This is a genomic window from Polaromonas sp. P1_E3 (genome assembly GCF_056405935.1).
This window is the reverse complement of record NZ_JBFUBD010000065.1, coordinates 1-14,779: the sequence shown is the minus strand read 5'-3', so window position 1 is coordinate 14,779 and position 14,779 is coordinate 1. Positions and strand designations below refer to the sequence as shown.

General features: G+C 62.0%; 14 protein-coding genes and 3 tRNA genes. 12 read left to right on the top strand and 5 right to left on the bottom strand.

All coding sequences use genetic code 11. The annotated features are described in order from the left end of the window. Nucleotides 1-604 precede the first annotated feature (604 nt). The 6 genes from trpE to trpD are packed head-to-tail and all read left to right on the top strand — an operon-like array spanning nucleotide 605 to nucleotide 5,860. Nucleotides 605-2,104: an anthranilate synthase component I gene (gene trpE, locus AC1D0Z_RS10240; RefSeq protein WP_477658138.1), complete on the top strand. Its 1,500-nt coding sequence runs from the start codon at nucleotides 605-607 to the stop codon at nucleotides 2,102-2,104. Continuing rightward, nucleotides 2,101-2,421 carry a chorismate mutase gene (locus AC1D0Z_RS10235; RefSeq protein WP_477658137.1) on the top strand — a complete coding sequence of 107 codons (321 nt, stop codon included), beginning with the start codon at nucleotides 2,101-2,103 and terminating at the stop codon, nucleotides 2,419-2,421. The genes trpE and AC1D0Z_RS10235 overlap by 4 nt, the downstream gene beginning before the upstream one ends. Nucleotides 2,422-2,424: 3 nt before the next feature. After that, nucleotides 2,425-3,006 carry an aminodeoxychorismate/anthranilate synthase component II gene (locus tag AC1D0Z_RS10230; RefSeq protein WP_477658136.1) on the top strand — a complete coding sequence of 194 codons (582 nt, stop codon included), beginning with the start codon at nucleotides 2,425-2,427 and terminating at the stop codon, nucleotides 3,004-3,006. Nucleotides 3,007-3,066: 60 nt separating this feature from the next. Further along, nucleotides 3,067-4,116 carry a low-specificity L-threonine aldolase gene (gene ltaE, locus AC1D0Z_RS10225; protein ID WP_477658135.1) on the top strand — a complete coding sequence of 350 codons (1,050 nt, stop codon included), beginning with the start codon at nucleotides 3,067-3,069 and terminating at the stop codon, nucleotides 4,114-4,116. 12 nt (nucleotides 4,117-4,128) lie between these two features. Continuing rightward, nucleotides 4,129-4,779 (top strand): LysE family translocator, encoded by a 651-nt coding sequence (locus tag AC1D0Z_RS10220; RefSeq protein WP_477658134.1) that lies wholly within the window; start codon nucleotides 4,129-4,131, stop codon nucleotides 4,777-4,779. A 40-nt stretch (nucleotides 4,780-4,819) separates the two neighbouring features. Beyond that, the gene (gene trpD / locus AC1D0Z_RS10215) at nucleotides 4,820-5,860 is read left to right on the top strand and encodes an anthranilate phosphoribosyltransferase (protein WP_477658133.1); all 1,041 of its coding nucleotides are present in this window, start codon (nucleotides 4,820-4,822) and stop codon (nucleotides 5,858-5,860) included. A 43-nt stretch (nucleotides 5,861-5,903) separates the two neighbouring features. Here the strand turns inward: trpD and AC1D0Z_RS10210 are convergent, their stop codons facing one another. From AC1D0Z_RS10210 to AC1D0Z_RS10195, 4 genes are all read right to left on the bottom strand, one after another. Then, nucleotides 5,904-6,965, bottom strand: a complete 1,062-nt coding sequence (locus AC1D0Z_RS10210; protein WP_477658132.1) for an ABC transporter ATP-binding protein — start codon at nucleotides 6,963-6,965, stop codon at nucleotides 5,904-5,906. A gap of 56 nt (nucleotides 6,966-7,021) precedes the next feature. Continuing rightward, the gene (locus tag AC1D0Z_RS10205) at nucleotides 7,022-8,977 is read right to left on the bottom strand and encodes an ABC transporter permease (protein WP_477658131.1); all 1,956 of its coding nucleotides are present in this window, start codon (nucleotides 8,975-8,977) and stop codon (nucleotides 7,022-7,024) included. A gap of 18 nt (nucleotides 8,978-8,995) precedes the next feature. Beyond that, nucleotides 8,996-10,036 carry an ABC transporter substrate-binding protein gene (locus tag AC1D0Z_RS10200; protein WP_477658130.1) on the bottom strand — a complete coding sequence of 347 codons (1,041 nt, stop codon included), beginning with the start codon at nucleotides 10,034-10,036 and terminating at the stop codon, nucleotides 8,996-8,998. A 66-nt stretch (nucleotides 10,037-10,102) separates the two neighbouring features. Further along, nucleotides 10,103-10,879: an inositol monophosphatase family protein gene (locus AC1D0Z_RS10195; RefSeq protein WP_477658129.1), complete on the bottom strand. Its 777-nt coding sequence runs from the start codon at nucleotides 10,877-10,879 to the stop codon at nucleotides 10,103-10,105. Nucleotides 10,880-11,063: 184 nt separating this feature from the next. On the opposite strand from AC1D0Z_RS10195, the gene trpC reads away from it, so the two are divergent. Then, nucleotides 11,064-11,870: an indole-3-glycerol phosphate synthase TrpC gene (trpC, locus tag AC1D0Z_RS10190; protein WP_477658128.1), complete on the top strand. Its 807-nt coding sequence runs from the start codon at nucleotides 11,064-11,066 to the stop codon at nucleotides 11,868-11,870. 10 nt (nucleotides 11,871-11,880) lie between these two features. Next, the gene (locus tag AC1D0Z_RS10185; RefSeq protein WP_477658127.1) at nucleotides 11,881-12,612 is read left to right on the top strand and encodes a uracil-DNA glycosylase; all 732 of its coding nucleotides are present in this window, start codon (nucleotides 11,881-11,883) and stop codon (nucleotides 12,610-12,612) included. A 74-nt stretch (nucleotides 12,613-12,686) separates the two neighbouring features. Here AC1D0Z_RS10185 and AC1D0Z_RS10180 read toward each other — a convergent pair whose 3' ends face one another. After that, nucleotides 12,687-13,808, bottom strand: coding sequence for a patatin-like phospholipase family protein (locus AC1D0Z_RS10180; protein WP_477658126.1), 1,122 nt, complete (start codon nucleotides 13,806-13,808; stop codon nucleotides 12,687-12,689). A 223-nt stretch (nucleotides 13,809-14,031) separates the two neighbouring features. Between AC1D0Z_RS10180 and AC1D0Z_RS10175 the strand changes: the two genes are divergently transcribed. The 4 genes from AC1D0Z_RS10175 to AC1D0Z_RS10160 form a co-directional block, all read left to right on the top strand. Continuing rightward, a tRNA-Tyr gene (locus AC1D0Z_RS10175) sits at nucleotides 14,032-14,117 on the top strand. A 114-nt stretch (nucleotides 14,118-14,231) separates the two neighbouring features. Then, nucleotides 14,232-14,305 (top strand) — tRNA-Gly (locus AC1D0Z_RS10170). 64 nt (nucleotides 14,306-14,369) lie between these two features. Next, a tRNA-Thr gene (locus AC1D0Z_RS10165) sits at nucleotides 14,370-14,444 on the top strand. 91 nt (nucleotides 14,445-14,535) lie between these two features. Continuing rightward, on the top strand, nucleotides 14,536-14,779 hold a 244-nt coding region (locus AC1D0Z_RS10160; RefSeq protein ID WP_477650650.1), incomplete at its 3' end, for a GTP-binding protein.

Here is a 14,779-nt window from a genome sequence, read left to right as displayed (position 1 = left end):
GCTWTATAGCGAACGCCTGCGCCGTTCAGGTGGAGCTTGGCGCCGCTGACCTCGACCGGGTCATCGATCTTGATGCCTGAAACTTCCATCGGGTCGGCCAAGGCGCTGAACGACAGTACCAAACCGGCCAGGCCAGCCATGCATCGCGTTATCAAAGTCATGAATTTGTCTCCAGATAATGGGGAAATAGAACGAGCGTTCTTTTTTATGGGTTCATTTTGGGCGCAGCTACCCTCCCTTACAAGAGGGTTTGCGAGATAAGCATTACTACCAGTTGTTGTAACTTTGCCAACTGCGCCGGCCTTGAGGGTCCGGTGGGCCGCTGTTTGCTACACTTTGCCCTTCATGTTCATTCATCGCGTCATTCAGACAGGTTGTGCAGGCCGGGGAGCCTGGCCCTGGCGTACCTGTCATTTCTCGCACGCCTGAGGCGCACGCGGRCTGGCACACTGCCACTTGCCCGTGTATCTGCCGCGGTTTTTGCGACACCCCCCTTGATGCGCTCCGGCCCTGGTCGGAGCATCCCGGCCCCATGCTTCGGGGTATTTTGAATGACAGGAGGCTACGCCCTTGAGCGCGTTGCCTCCTTGCGAAGGACTCATCCGTGATCACAGAACTCGAATTTAAAAGCCTGGCCGGCCAGGGCTATAACCGCATTCCCTTGATGGTCGAGGCATTTGCCGACCTCGAAACGCCTCTTTCCCTTTACCTCAAGCTGGCCCACTCCAGGGACGGTGGCAAGTTCAGCTTCCTGCTGGAGTCGGTGGTGGGCGGCGAGCGGTTCGGCCGCTACAGTTTTATCGGCCTTCCCGCCCGCACACTGGTGCGGGCATCCGGTTTTGGGCCAGACACCCTGACCGAAGTGGTGACCGACGGCAAGGTTGTGGAAACCTCCAAAGCCAATCCGCTTGACTTCATCAGCGACTACCAGAAGCGTTTCAAGGTCGCCCTGCGGCCCGGCCTGCCGCGCTTTTGCGGCGGCCTGGCGGGTTACTTCGGCTATGACACCGTGCGCTACGTTGAGAAAAAGCTCGAAGCCTCCTGCCCGCCCGACACATTGGGTTGCCCCGATATCCTGTTGCTGCAGTGCGAAGAGCTCGCCGTGATCGACAACCTGTCGGGCAAGCTTTACCTGATTGTTTATGCCGACCCGGCGCGGCCGGAAGCCTATGCCAATGCCAAAAAGCGCCTGCGTGAGCTGAAGGACCAGCTGAAGTATTCCGTCAGCGCGCCGGTGGTGAAACCGTCGCAGAGTTATCCGGCTGAGCGCGACTTTGCCAAGGCCGACTACATCGCTGCGGTGGAACGCGCCAAGCGGCTGATCGAGGCGGGCGACTTCATGCAGGTGCAGGTCGGCCAGCGTATCAAGAAGCGCTACACCGAGTCGCCGCTGAGCCTGTACCGCGCGCTGCGTTCACTGAACCCTTCGCCCTACATGTACTACTACCACTTCGGTGACTTCCATGTGGTGGGGGCTTCTCCGGAGATCTTGGTCAGGCAGGAAAAGGTCGAAGAGGAGCAGAAGATCACGATCAGGCCATTGGCCGGCACACGGCCCCGCGCCTCTTCGCCCGAAGCCGACAAGGCCGTGGAGCACGAACTGGTGAACGACCCGAAAGAGCGCGCCGAACACGTGATGCTGATTGACCTGGCGCGCAACGACATCGGGCGCATCGCCAAAACCGGCACGGTGAAAGTCACTGAAGCCTTCGCGGTCGAGCGCTACAGCCATGTCATGCACATCGTCAGCAACGTTGAAGGCACGCTGCTGGACGGCATGTCGAGCATGGATGTGCTCAAGGCCACCTTCCCTGCCGGCACGCTGACCGGTGCACCCAAGGTCCACGCGATGGAACTCATCGACCAGCTTGAGCCGACCAAGCGGGGCCTCTACGGCGGCGCCTGCGGTTACCTCAGCTATGCCGGCGACATGGACGTGGCCATTGCCATCCGCACCGGCATCATCAAGGACCAGACGCTGTATGTGCAGGCGGCGGCCGGCGTGGTGGCCGATTCCGTGGCCGAGCTGGAGTGGAAGGAGACCGAAGCCAAGGCGCGCGCGCTGCTGCGGGCCTCCGAGCTGGTGGAGGAGGGCCTGGAATGAACACGCTGCCCCATCCCGCCGTTGAGCACTGCGACACCATGGCCGATGTGCGCCGCCACATCGACGCACTGGACGACCGCATTGCACCATTGATCGCCGAGCGCAGCGCCTATGTGGCGCAGGCCGCGCGCATCAAGCAAAGCGCCAGCCAGATTGTCGACAACGCGCGCATCGAATTCATCGTCGAGCGCGTGCGCGCCCAGGCCCGTGCGGCCGGCGCTCCCGAGGCCATCATGGAAGCCACCTACCGCGCCATGATCGCCGCATCCATTGATTTTGAGCGCGGCGAGTTCACACGCCTGCGCCAGGGGGACTGAACCATGAAGCGCACCAAACTCCTGATGATCGACAACTACGACAGCTTCACCTACAACATCGTCCAGTATTTTGGCGAGCTGGGTGCCGAGGTTGAAGTGTTTCGCAATGACGAGATCACGGTCGCCGAAATCGCCGCGCGCACTCCTGACGTGCTGGTGGTGTCGCCCGGTCCTTGCTCACCCGCCGAAGCCGGTATTTCAGTGGCAGCGATCGAGTATTTCGCCGGCAAGCTCCCGATTCTGGGCGTCTGCCTGGGCCACCAGGCCATAGGCGCCGCTTTTGGCGGCAAGATCGTGCGYGCCCAGCAGCTCATGCAYGGMAAGACCAGCGTCATCACCACCACACAGSAGGGTGTGTTCGCCGGGCTGCCCGRGCAGTTTGTGGTGAACCGYTACCACTCSCTGGCGATCGAAAAGGAATCTTGCCCCGACGTACTGGCGGTCACGGCGCGAACCGACGATGGCGAAATCATGGGCGTGCGCCACAAGGAGCTGCCTATCCAGGGCGTGCAATTCCATCCGGAGTCCATCCTCACGGAGCACGGCCACGCCATGCTGAAAAACTTTCTGGAGCAAACGGCATGATCCATGTTGCTATTATTTTGATAGCTGCTTGCGCCCGTCCATATTGCCCTGGAGGCAAAAATGGCTGATAAAACCGTCGTGGACCTGCGCAGCGATACCGTGACCCGACCCACAGCCGCCATGCGGGAAGCCATGATGGCGGCACCGTTGGGTGACGACGTTTTCGGCGACGACCCGGCCGTCAACGCCTTGCAATCAAAGATCGCCGGGCTGCTGGGCTTTGAGGCCGCGCTTTTTGTACCCACCGGCACGCAGAGCAATCTTTGCGCGATCCTCTCCCACTGCCAGCGCGGTGACGAATACATCGTCGGCCAGATGGCGCACTGCTACCGCTGGGAGGGCGGCGGCGCTGCGGTGTTTGGCAGCGTCCAGCCGCAGCCGTTGAACCACCACACCGATGGCACGCTGGCGCTTGCAGAGATCGAAGCTGCCATCAAGCCTGACGACGCGCACTTTGCGCGCACGCGGATGCTGGCGCTCGAGAACACCCTGGGCGGCAAGCTTCTCCCCTTTGACTATGTGCGGCAGGCCACTGCGCTGGCGAAGAAGCATGGCCTTGCCCGCCACCTGGACGGCGCGCGGCTCTTCAACGCCGCCGTAGCGCAGGCTGCGCAAACGGGCAGCAACCCGCTGGCTGAGGCGCGCCGCATTGCGGACTGTTTTGACAGCGTCTCCGTTTGCTTCAGCAAGGGCCTGGGCGCGCCGGTCGGCTCAGCGCTTTGCGGTTCGCGCGAGTTCATCGCGCGGGCACATCGCATCCGGAAGATGGCCGGCGGCGGCATGCGCCAGGCCGGCATGCTGGCTGCGGCCGCGTCGCATGCGCTGGATCACCATGTCGGACGCCTGGCGCAAGACCATGCCCTGGCCAAATACCTGGCCGACGGCCTGGCGGGCATTGACGTTCTGCAGGTGGAGCCGCCGCAGACCAATATCGTATTTGTCGACCTGACGGGCGCGGCGCGGGAACAGTCGGCCGCCCTGCTCAAGCACCTGGCCAGCCAGGGCATTGAGGCCACCGGGCTGTACCGCCTGCGTTTTGTCACGCACCTGGATGTGGACACCGCCGGCATAGACCGCGCCGTCGCTGCCATCCGGCAGTTTTTCAAGTGAAAGGCCCCCACCATGCCTGATTTCCAACACCTTTTGCTTTTCATCGCGGCGGGCTGGCTGCTGAACCTGACGCCGGGCCCGGACGTGCTTTACATCGTGACCCATTCGCTGCGCTCGGGCGCCCGCGCCGGCATAGTTGCGGGCCTGGGCATCACGGCAGGATGCTTTGTGCATATCTTTGCGGCGGCCGTGGGTGTCGGCGCGTTGCTCGCCACTTCGGCCACGGCGTTTACCGTGCTCAAGTGGGCGGGTGCGGCTTACCTGCTGTGGACAGGCGCAAAGATCCTTTTCTCCAGGGCGCCGCAAGCCACCACCGATCTGGCTGCCGTTGCTGCCGCAGAGCCGCCCAAGCGGCTGAAAGCCATTTTCATGGGCGGCTTCTGGACGAATGTGCTGAACCCCAAGGTGGCGATCTTTTTCCTGGCCTTCGTGCCGCAGTTCATTGCCCCCGGCACCGACAACAAGGCCCTGGCCTTTGTATTGTTGGGGGTGCTGTTCAACGTGAACGCCATCCCGGTTAATTCAGGCTGGGCCCTGGCGGCTGCCTGGATGGCGCGGCGCGATGCCGTGCAGCGCGGCATGCACTGGCTGGACCGTGCAGCCGGCGCGATGTTCATCGCATTCGGCCTCAAGCTCGCCCTCACCGATACGCCGGCGAACTGAGCTATCCATTTCATTCAGAACAAAAGCAGCGAGACACGCCATGCCCCATACCCACAAAATCACCCCTCAGGAAGCCCTGCAGCGCACCATCGAGCACCGCGAGATTTTCCACGACGAAATGCTGCACATCATGCGGCTGATCATGAGCGGCGAGATGTCGCCCGTGATGATGGCCGCGCTCATCACCGGCCTGCGCGTAAAGAAAGAAACCATCGGCGAGATCACCGCCGCCGCGCAGGTGATGCGCGAGTTTTCCACCAAGGTCAATGTGGCCGACAAGACGCATCTGGTCGATATCGTCGGCACCGGTGGTGACGGCTCGCACACTTTCAACATCTCGACCTGCTCCATGTTTGTGGCGGCGGCGGCAGGCGCCAAAGTCAGCAAGCACGGCGGGCGTAGCGTCAGCAGCAAGTCGGGCAGTGCCGACGTCATCGAGTCGCTGGGTATCCATATCGGTCTGTCGCCTGAAGCCATTGCGAAATGCATCGACGAGGTTGGCGTGGGCTTCATGTTTGCGCCCAACCACCACCCGGCCATGAAAAACGTTGCACCGATCCGCAAGGAACTGGGCGTGCGTACCATCTTCAATATATTGGGGCCGTTGACCAACCCGGCCAGCGCACCCAACATCCTGATGGGCGTGTTCCATTCGGACCTGGTCGGTATCCAGGTCCGCGCTTTGCAGCGCCTGGGCGCCGAGCACGCGATGGTGGTGTATGGCAAGGACGGCATGGACGAGGTCAGTCTGGGCGCGGCGACAGTGGTTGGCGAACTCAGGAACGGTGAGATCACCGAATACGAAATCCACCCCGAAGACTTCGGCATGCCCATGGCCAGCAATCGCGCGTTGCGCGTGGAAACACCCGAACAGTCCAAGGCCATGCTGTTGGGTGTGCTGGACAACCAGCCGGGCGCGGCGCGTGACATCGTGGTTCTGAATGCAGGGGCCGCCCTGTACGCGGCCAATGTGGCCGACTCCATGAAAGCGGGCATTGTGCTGGCGCGCGCGGCGCTGGAGTCCGGCGCGGCGAGAGCCAAGCTGGATCAGCTCGCGAGCCACAGCCAGAAGCTCGCCTGACGGCTTGTTGCAGTGCATGACTGCACTGCTTTATTGACCTGCTTTATTCCCGTGTGGTCACACGCGCGTCGGTTGCGGCGAAATGCAGGCCGACCGTACTGCCTGGCCCGGCCACGTCCAGCAGCGCATCACTGAACACCAGCAGTTCACCCAGCGGTGTAAGAACCACGCTTTCGATGCGGCTTCCCAAATAAGCCTGCCGCAGAACTTTTCCCGTCAGCGTGCTTCCTTCGAGTTCGCCGATGCGGATGCGGTGCGGCCGAATGGCCAGCGCCACGGCGCCATCGGGCATGCCGGACGGCGGGATCACGCGCACGTCGACCTGGTCTGCGCGAAAGAAATGCTGGCCCTGCAATGTGACCAGCTCGCCGTTGATCAGGTTGGCGTCACCGATGAAGTCGGCCACGAAAGTCGAGACAGGGGCCTCGTACAGGTCGCGGGGCGCACCCATGGTTGCAATGCGTCCTTTTTGCATGACCACAATGCGGTCCGACACCGCCAGCGCTTCTTCCTGGTCATGCGTGACGTAAACCACCGTGAGCTTGAGGTTCTGCTGGAGGTCGCGGATGTCCTGGCGCACCTTGCGGCGCAGCTTGGCGTCCAGGTTCGACAAAGGCTCATCAAACATCAGCACGGCCGGTTCCAGCACCAGTGACCGCGCCACCGCCACGCGTTGCTGCTGCCCGCCGGACAGCTCCGACGAAAGCCGGTCGGCGTAGTCAGCGATGCCAAGCAGATCCATCTTGCTTTTTGCCAGGGCGACAGCTTGTGGTTTTTTCATGCCCGATGCGAGCAGGCCGTAGCACACGTTCTCCAGTGCGCTCATGTGCGGAAAAAGTGCATACGACTGGAAAACCAGGCTCACATCGCGCTGATTGGCCGACCTTCCGGTGACATCCCGGCCATCGATGCGAATCACGCCTTCGGAAGGAAGCTCCAGTCCGGCGATCAGCCGTAGCAGCGTTGTCTTTCCGCAGCCGGAAGGACCCAGCAGGGTCACGAGTTCTCCCTTGGCGATGGTGAGGTCGAGCGGATGCAATGCAACCACCTTGCCAAAACGCTTGACGACGCCTTGAAACTCCACAGCGGCGGGGGACGGGGTCATAGGGCCTGCTTAAAAAATAGGTGGAAAAAGGAAGGTGTGACGATGGCGCAGGAAGCTCAGCCGGCTGATACGGCGCGCCGCCCCAGCTCCGCATTGCCAATGAAACGCTGGATCAGCAGGACGCAGGCCAGCATGATCACGATAAGTACCGACGAATAGGCGATGGCGAGCGCGTACTCGCCGACTTCCACACGCCCTGCGATGTAGACCGTCGCGAGGTTGTGCTGGGCGGTGGCCAGGAAGATCACTGCGCTGACCGCCGTGATGGCGTGCGTGAAACTGAACACGAGGCTGGCAATGATGGCGGGGCGCAGCAGGGGCAGGATGACCCGAGCGAACGTACGCGATGTGCTGGCGCGCAATGTGGCGGATGCTTCGTCCAGCGAACGGTCCAGCTGCGACAGGGCCGACACCGTGGCCCGCACGCCCACAGGCATGTTGCGGAACACCAGGCACAGCACGATGATGGCGAAGGTGCCGGTGAACTCAAGTGGCGGCACGTTGAAGGCGACGATGTAGGCCACACCGATCACGGTTCCGGGCACGGCGAAGTTCACCATGGTCAGGAATTCGAATGCGCGCCGGCCCTTGAAGACGTGGCGGCTCACGACATAGCCGCCCAGCAGGCCCAGCGCCGTGGTCAGGGGTGCGGCAACAGCAGCCACACCGAGGGTGGTGAAGAGGCTGTTCCACGCCGAGCCCGAAAACACCAGGCCACCCGCGCCCCAGCTCAGTCCAAAGCCGGTCTCAAAGTGCTGCAGCGAAGGTGTCAGGTCGAATCGTCCGATGTCCTTGACGACGCCGCCGATCAGAATGATGCCGTACGACAGCACCGTCAGTACGCCCCAGGGAAGGACCAGTGCCAGTGCGCCCCATTTGACGCCTGTGGGCAGCGCGGCAGGCAGTCCACTGTCGCCTTTTCCGCTCACGGATGTGTAAGAGGCTTTGCCTATCCAGCGCTGTTGCAATGCAAAGATACCCACCGTCAGCAGCAGCAGCGTGACGGCCAGAATGGCCGCGCGTGAGGCGTCATGCTGTGCCCCGGCGATGGCGAAGAAGATTTTTGTCGACAGTACCTCGAAATTTCCGGAGAGCACCAGTGGGTTGGCGAAGTCCGCCAGGCTTTCCACAAAGCCCAGCAGGAAGGCGTTGGCAATGGCGGGGCGTACCAGCGGCCAGGTCACTGTGCGGAACACATGCCATGGCGAGCCCCTCAGCACCTGGCCCGCTTCTTCAAGCGTCGGGCTGACAAGGCGCAATGCACCGCTGATCAGCAGGAAGGCCAGCGGCGTGAAGCACACCACCTGCGCCAGCAACACGCCGGGCAGGCCGTAGATCCAGCGCGACCGGGCAATGCCGAACCAGTCGCTCATCAGCTGGGTCACGATACCGGTGCGGCCGAACAGGATGATGATGGCCAGGCCGATGACAAAAGGCGGCGTGACGACGGGCAGGATGGACAGCACGCGAAGGCTGCCGCGAAAACGCCTGCCGCCCCGCTCGGCCAGAAGGGCCAGTGCGAAACCGAAAAGCGTGCTGCCGATGCCGGCAAGCGTGGCCAGAACGATGGAGTTGATGGCCACTCCGCAGCGGACGCTGCCGGCAACGCAGCCCACTCCCCAGATGTCCTCACTGAAAAACCGCGCTGCGGCCGTATGGATCAGCCAGTTGCCCCGTTCGTCCACGAAAGCCGCCAGCAGCATGCGCCCGATCGGGTAGAGGACAAAAATGGCCAGCAGCAGCGACAGGATGCAGACAACGCCTGAAATGGCAGCATCGCTCTTGAATGCACCGGCACGTGTTGCGAGCACGCTCGCCGCGGCTGCCAGCAGGCATCCGCCGGCGACATAGGCCGAGCTCTGGGTCCACGGCATCAGCAGTACGCCTGCTGCGACACCCAACCCAGCCAGCAGCCAGCTCAATGGATCAGCCCGCCCGGTTGGGGCGGCCGCCATCACTGTCGCGGGCATCGTCAGGTTGGGGCGTGATTCGTCGGTGCGCAAGGGGGTCAAGGGGATATGTTTCAAGACCTACTTGGGCAGTGCCCCGATGTCCTTGTCCCATTTGCCCAGCAGGCGCGAGCGTTCGGCGGAAGCACCGTACTTGGCGAAGTTGTAGTCGATCAGCTTGACGTCGGCCAGCTTGGGCGCCTGCGGCGGCAGGGCCGCCTTTGTATTGGAAGGGTTCTGGTACGAGTGCGCAACCGTGGCAATGTTCTGCGCTTCAGGTGTCAATGCCCAGTCGTACCATTTTCTGGCGTTGGCCATGTTCTTGGCGCCCTTGATGATGCTCATGCTGCCGATTTCGTAACCCGTGCCCTCGCAAGGCGCGACCACCTTCAGTGGCGCACCTGCGACGGCGTGCGTGACGGCGTCGTGCAGGAAGGTGATCCCGATCATGCTCTCGCCGGTGGCTGCCGCACGGGCGGGCGCCGCGCCGGACTTGGTGTACTGGTTGATGTTGCGGTGCAGGGCTTTAAGGTAGTCGAACGCCTTGTCTTCCCCCATGATCTGCACAAGGGTGGCGAGCAACGTGTAGGAAGTGCCCGACGAGTTGGGGTTGGCGACCTGGACTTCGCCTTTGAATTCCGGCTTGATCAGGTCGGCCCAGCACTTTGGCTCAGGCAGTTTGCGTTTGGCCAGCTCGACGGTATTGAAGCTGAACCCCAGGGCGCCCGCATAAACGCCGACTGTGCGGTACTTGGAGGCCTCTGCTTGCTTCACTGCCCAGGGGTGCAGGTCGGCCAGCCTCGGTGATTTGTAGGATTCGGTCAAACCTTCTTCAGCTGCCTGAAGATGGGGGTCGCCCGTGCCGCCCCACCACACATCGCCGCGGGGGTTGGCCGCCTCGGCCTTGATCTGGGCGTAAGTTTCACCGGAGCTCTTGCGTGTCATCGACACCTTGATGCCGGTGGCCTTTTCAAAGGCCGTCACCATGGGCCGGCACCATTCTTCCTGGACGTTGCAGTAAACCACCAGTTCTTCGGCCGCGCGGGCGGGGGACGACATGGCGCAGGCCGCAGCCGCCAGAGCCAATCCCGGGAAAAGTGATTTGAACGTGAACTGTTTCATCTGTGTCTCCTTCTTTATGTCGTCAATGGCGCCAGCGGTACGGCGTTGAAGCCACCTTAGCAGCCGTCAGCGCAGCGGTATACCCGTTAAAACGCTTAGTTCCGAGGCAAGCCTGGCGTTGGTAGCCAGCACCGGGCTTCCCTGGGCCAGTCCGTTGCCGGCCCAGAAGTCGTTGACGCGGCCGCCGGCCTCCCGGACCAGCAACAGGCCGGCCGCGACGTCCCATGAATTGATGTGTGCCTCGGCGTAGGCTTCGCAGCGCCCGGCGGCCACATAGGCCAGCCCCAGCGCACCGGAACCCGCGCGGCGCACCGAACAGCCCGCATGCATGCACTGGCTGACCAGCGCGAGGTAGGGGTCTGGCGACAGGCGCGAAGACCAGCCAATTTCGACGGTGGAAGCAGCCAGCTCGGCCAGATCGCTGACCTGGAGCCGAACGCCGTTGCACCATGCGCCGTGGCCTTTTTGCGCGATGAAGAGTTCGTCATGCATGGGCTCATAGATGGCGCCGGCTTCGAGTTCGCCGTTCACCATCAGGCCCAGGGAGATGCAGAAATGCGGGATCGCCCGGGCGAAGTTCGCCGTTCCATCCACCGGGTCGACAATCCAGAGGCGGGCTGCGCCGGTTTCTCCGCCGGCTTCCTCGCCCAGCACGGCGTCGCCGGGAAAGCGCCGCTCGATCTCTGCGCGCACAAACTGTTCAACCGCGCCATCGGTGACGGTCAGGTAATCCTGCCGCCCCTTGAGCGAATAGGCGGGCTTGTCCGGCGCATTGAAGGCGTCGCGCATCATGGCGCCGGCCGATCGGACAATTTCTTCGATGGAGTCAGTGAGTGCGGTCATGTGACGGGGCGTAGGGGAGATTCGATGAAGGTAAACCTTGTGCACGAGCCCGGCCAGGCATCGCATTCAAAGCGGATGAAAGTAAATGTTAGTGCCGGAGCGTGACTGCCTGTAGCGGGTTTGCGCTAAGACGCTGCGAAACCCGGTCTTACAAGCACCTCGGCGCATCTGCCAAAATCGGGCCATGTCCGATATCCTGAACCAAATCGTCGCCGTCAAGCGCCAAGAAATTGCCGAGTCCATCCGCCGCAAACCGCTGGCCGTCATGCGCGAAGACGCCGAGTCACGCGTGCTCACGCGTGACTTTGTGGGGGCACTTCGCCAGAAGCTCGCTGCCGGCCAGCCTGCGGTGATTGCCGAGATCAAGAAGGCCAGCCCATCGAAAGGCGTGCTGCGCGCCGACTTCATTCCAGCCGACATCGCGCAAAGCTATGCCGAAGGTGACGGCGAGATCAGCGCGGCCTGCCTTTCGGTGCTSACCGACAAGCAGTTCTTCCAGGGCAGCATTGATTACCTGAAGCAGGCGCGGGCCTCCTGCAGCTTGCCGGTGCTGCGCAAGGACTTCATGGTCGATCCTTACCAGGTGTATGAAGCGCGCGTCATGGGTGCCGACTGCATTTTGCTGATTGCGGCGTGTCTGGACGACGTGCAGATGAAATCGCTTGAAGCGCTGGCGATGTCACTGGACATGGCCGTATTGGTCGAGGTGCATGACGAAGCCGAACTGGAGCGTGCCCTCAAGCTCAAGACGCCGCTGATCGGCATCAACAATCGCAATCTCAAAACTTTTGAGGTCTCGCTGGACGCCACGCTGGGAATGCTGGCCAAGGTGCCGGCTGATCGCTTGCTGATTACCGAGTCGGGCATTGCCACGCCGGCCGACGTGCAGCGCATGCGCGAGGCAGGTGTGAATGCATTCCTGGTAGGTGAGGCCTTCATGCGCGCGGAAGAGCCTGGCCTTGCGCTGGCTCAGTTGTTTGGAAAAAAATAGCTGTAAAGCCATGAACCAGCAGCTTGACGCCTTGACGACGCCTTTGCCCAACCGGCTCACCACGGCTGATCCCGCCGCCTGGCCGGTGGCGCCCGGCTGGCGGCCGACCACCGATGCTTTTTTTGGCAGTCCGACCGGCCAGAAGTTGCTGGGTTTTCTGCGAAGCCGCATGGCCGAAGGTGCGACGATCTTCCCACCCCAGCCGCTGCGCGCGCTGGAGCTCACGCCACCCGAAGAGGTCCGTGTCGTCATCCTCGGCCAGGATCCGTACCACGGGGTGGGCCAAGCCGAGGGACTGGCGTTTTCCGTCGCCCCGGGGGTCGCCCTGCCGCCCTCGTTGCGCAACATCTTCAAGGAATTGCAGCGCGACCTCGGTACGCCGCCGCCCCAGTTTCCGGTGCCCGGCGGCAGCCTGGTGAAGTGGGCGACACATGGGGTGCTGTTGCTCAACACCTGCCTCACGGTCGAGGAAGGGCTACCGGCCAGCCACGCCGGCAAGGGCTGGGAAGTATTGACCGACACGCTGATCCGCCAGGTTGCGGAGGGCGACCACCCGGTGGTGTTCATGCTGTGGGGTGCGCATGCCCAGAGCAAGCGGGCCTTGATCGACGCGACACGTCACAAGGTGCTGGTGGCCAACCACCCGTCGCCGTTGTCAGCCATGCGGCCACCCTTGCCCTTCATCGGTTGCGGCCATTTCTCACAGGCGCGCGAATGGCGTGATGCCCATTCGAAGACTTGAATCGCTATTGTTTTGATAGCTGCTTGCGCCCGCCCTGATTGCCTGGGAGGCCAAAATCATCGTAATTTAAGGGGCTAAAACTCCGCCGGCAGGCTGCCCACGTAGTCGCGCCGGATATTGACCGTACTTTGCTGGCCCAGCGCTTCAAAGTGACGGCGCAGCCAGCGCCTGGCCGCCCCCTGGCCCATCTCGAACAGCTTTTCGATCATGGCCGTATCGGCCGACATCTTGCTGGATGAGGGCAGGCTTTCCAGCGCCTCGCCGCCATCGATACGGTGCAGCAACAGGCTCTTGTATTTTTCGCCTTCCTGCAGGCGGCCGTCGGCCAGCAGGCGATTGATGAAATCGATGGTGCGCATCTGGGACAGGAGGCTGGCGTTGAAAGTCAGCTCGTTCACCCGGTCTGCAATGTCGTGAGGTGTGTGAGGAATTTCGGGGCGCCGCAGGGGGTTGATCTGCACCATGATGATGTCGCGGCTRCTGCATTCACTGATGAGTGGCAGCAGCGAAGGGTTGCTGGAAAATCCGCCGTCCCAATAGTGCTGGCCGTCAATTTCGACCGCCTGGAACAGCGTGGGCAGACAGGTGGAGGCCATCACCGCTTGCAAAGTCAGGCGTTTGCCGGCAAAAATCTCGGCCCGTCCGGTGGCGACATGCGTCGCCGAGACGAAAGCCTTGGTCGTGTGCATGGCCGCAATGGCGTGAAAGTCGATTTCTGCCTCCAGCAGTTTGCGCAACGGGTTGATGTCTAGCGGATTGGACTGGTAGGGCGACAGCCATTGCGTCATTGCGCCACTCATTAAGTTTGCGCTCACTCTGTTGGTGGCCCAGCCCCCGATGAGTAATTTACTGATGCTGTCAGCCATGGAGCCGAGGCTGCCCATGGCGGCAACACCCTGCCAGACCCGGGCGAGCGACGCACGCGCTGCTTGCCGGGGAGTGCCTGGTTCATGGGCATTGCCTTTTGAAGCGACAGCAAATCCGTGCGCCAGTGCCACGGCGTTGACTGCCCCGGCGCTGGCACCGCTGATGCCGTCAAACCCGATGCGCTCGTCCTCCAGCAGGGCATCCAGCACCCCCCAGGTGAACGCTCCGTGCGATCCGCCGCCTTGCAGGGCCAGATTGACCCGGCGCACGGCAGTGGGCGCGGACGRCTCACCCGGAGAGGAAGGAGGTGCTGCGGGTAAGGTGCTCATGAGGAAGTGGGGCGCGTCTTTTTATCCAGGTGGCCGTTGTGCCGGAAGCGCCACGGGGTAGCAATATCCATGTGGTTCACTCTGGCATTGGTGGAAGCTGCCCGATCATGCCCGAAGCCGGCCCAGGGCGCCGACGGAATACGGCGCAGATTTTTAGTGGTTTTGCCATGCCCAGGCATTTCGTCCGACATAAAACCGTGGCATAATCCGAGGTTCGCTTGAAGGATGGGTGCCCGAGTGGCTAAAGGGGGCAGACTGTAAATCTGTTGGCTAACGCCTACGCTGGTTCGAATCCAGCCTCATCCACCAGATTTTGTTTTGATTTTGGCAGGCGGCCGACGCAAAGTAATCACGTGAAAGTGTGTCGCGTAAAGCGTATTTTGGGTCGTGGTGATTTGATGTGAGTTGAATTGGCAGAGCTGCGCGGGAGTAGTTCAATGGTAGAACCCTAGCCTTCCAAGCTAATGACGCGGGTTCGATTCCCGTCTCCCGCTCCATAAAGCTGCTTTATGGTTCTGCTGTTTGATCTTGCGCCGGGTTGCAGTTGTGGTTTTGAGTTCAGCCCTTTTGGCTCAGTGGTAGAGCACTCCCTTGGTAAGGGAGAGGTCGCGGGTCCGATTCCCGCAAAGGGCACCAAATTTTTGAGTCGGTGTGGTGTGCGAAGCGCTGTTGCCGACTGTAGTGGTAACTGGTTTTGTAACTCTTTATAAATTTCTGGAGTTGAAAAATGGCAAAAGGCAAATTTGAGCGGACCAAGCCGCACGTCAACGTCGGCACGATTGGCCACGTGGACCATGGCAAGACGACGCTGACGGCGGCGATCACGACCGTTCTGGCATCCAAGTTCGGCGGCGAAGCCAAGGGTTACGACCAGATTGACGCGGCTCCCGAAGAAAAGGCCCGCGGCATCACCATCAACACCGCCCACGTCGAGTACGAAACGGCCAACCGCCACTACGCCCACGTCGACT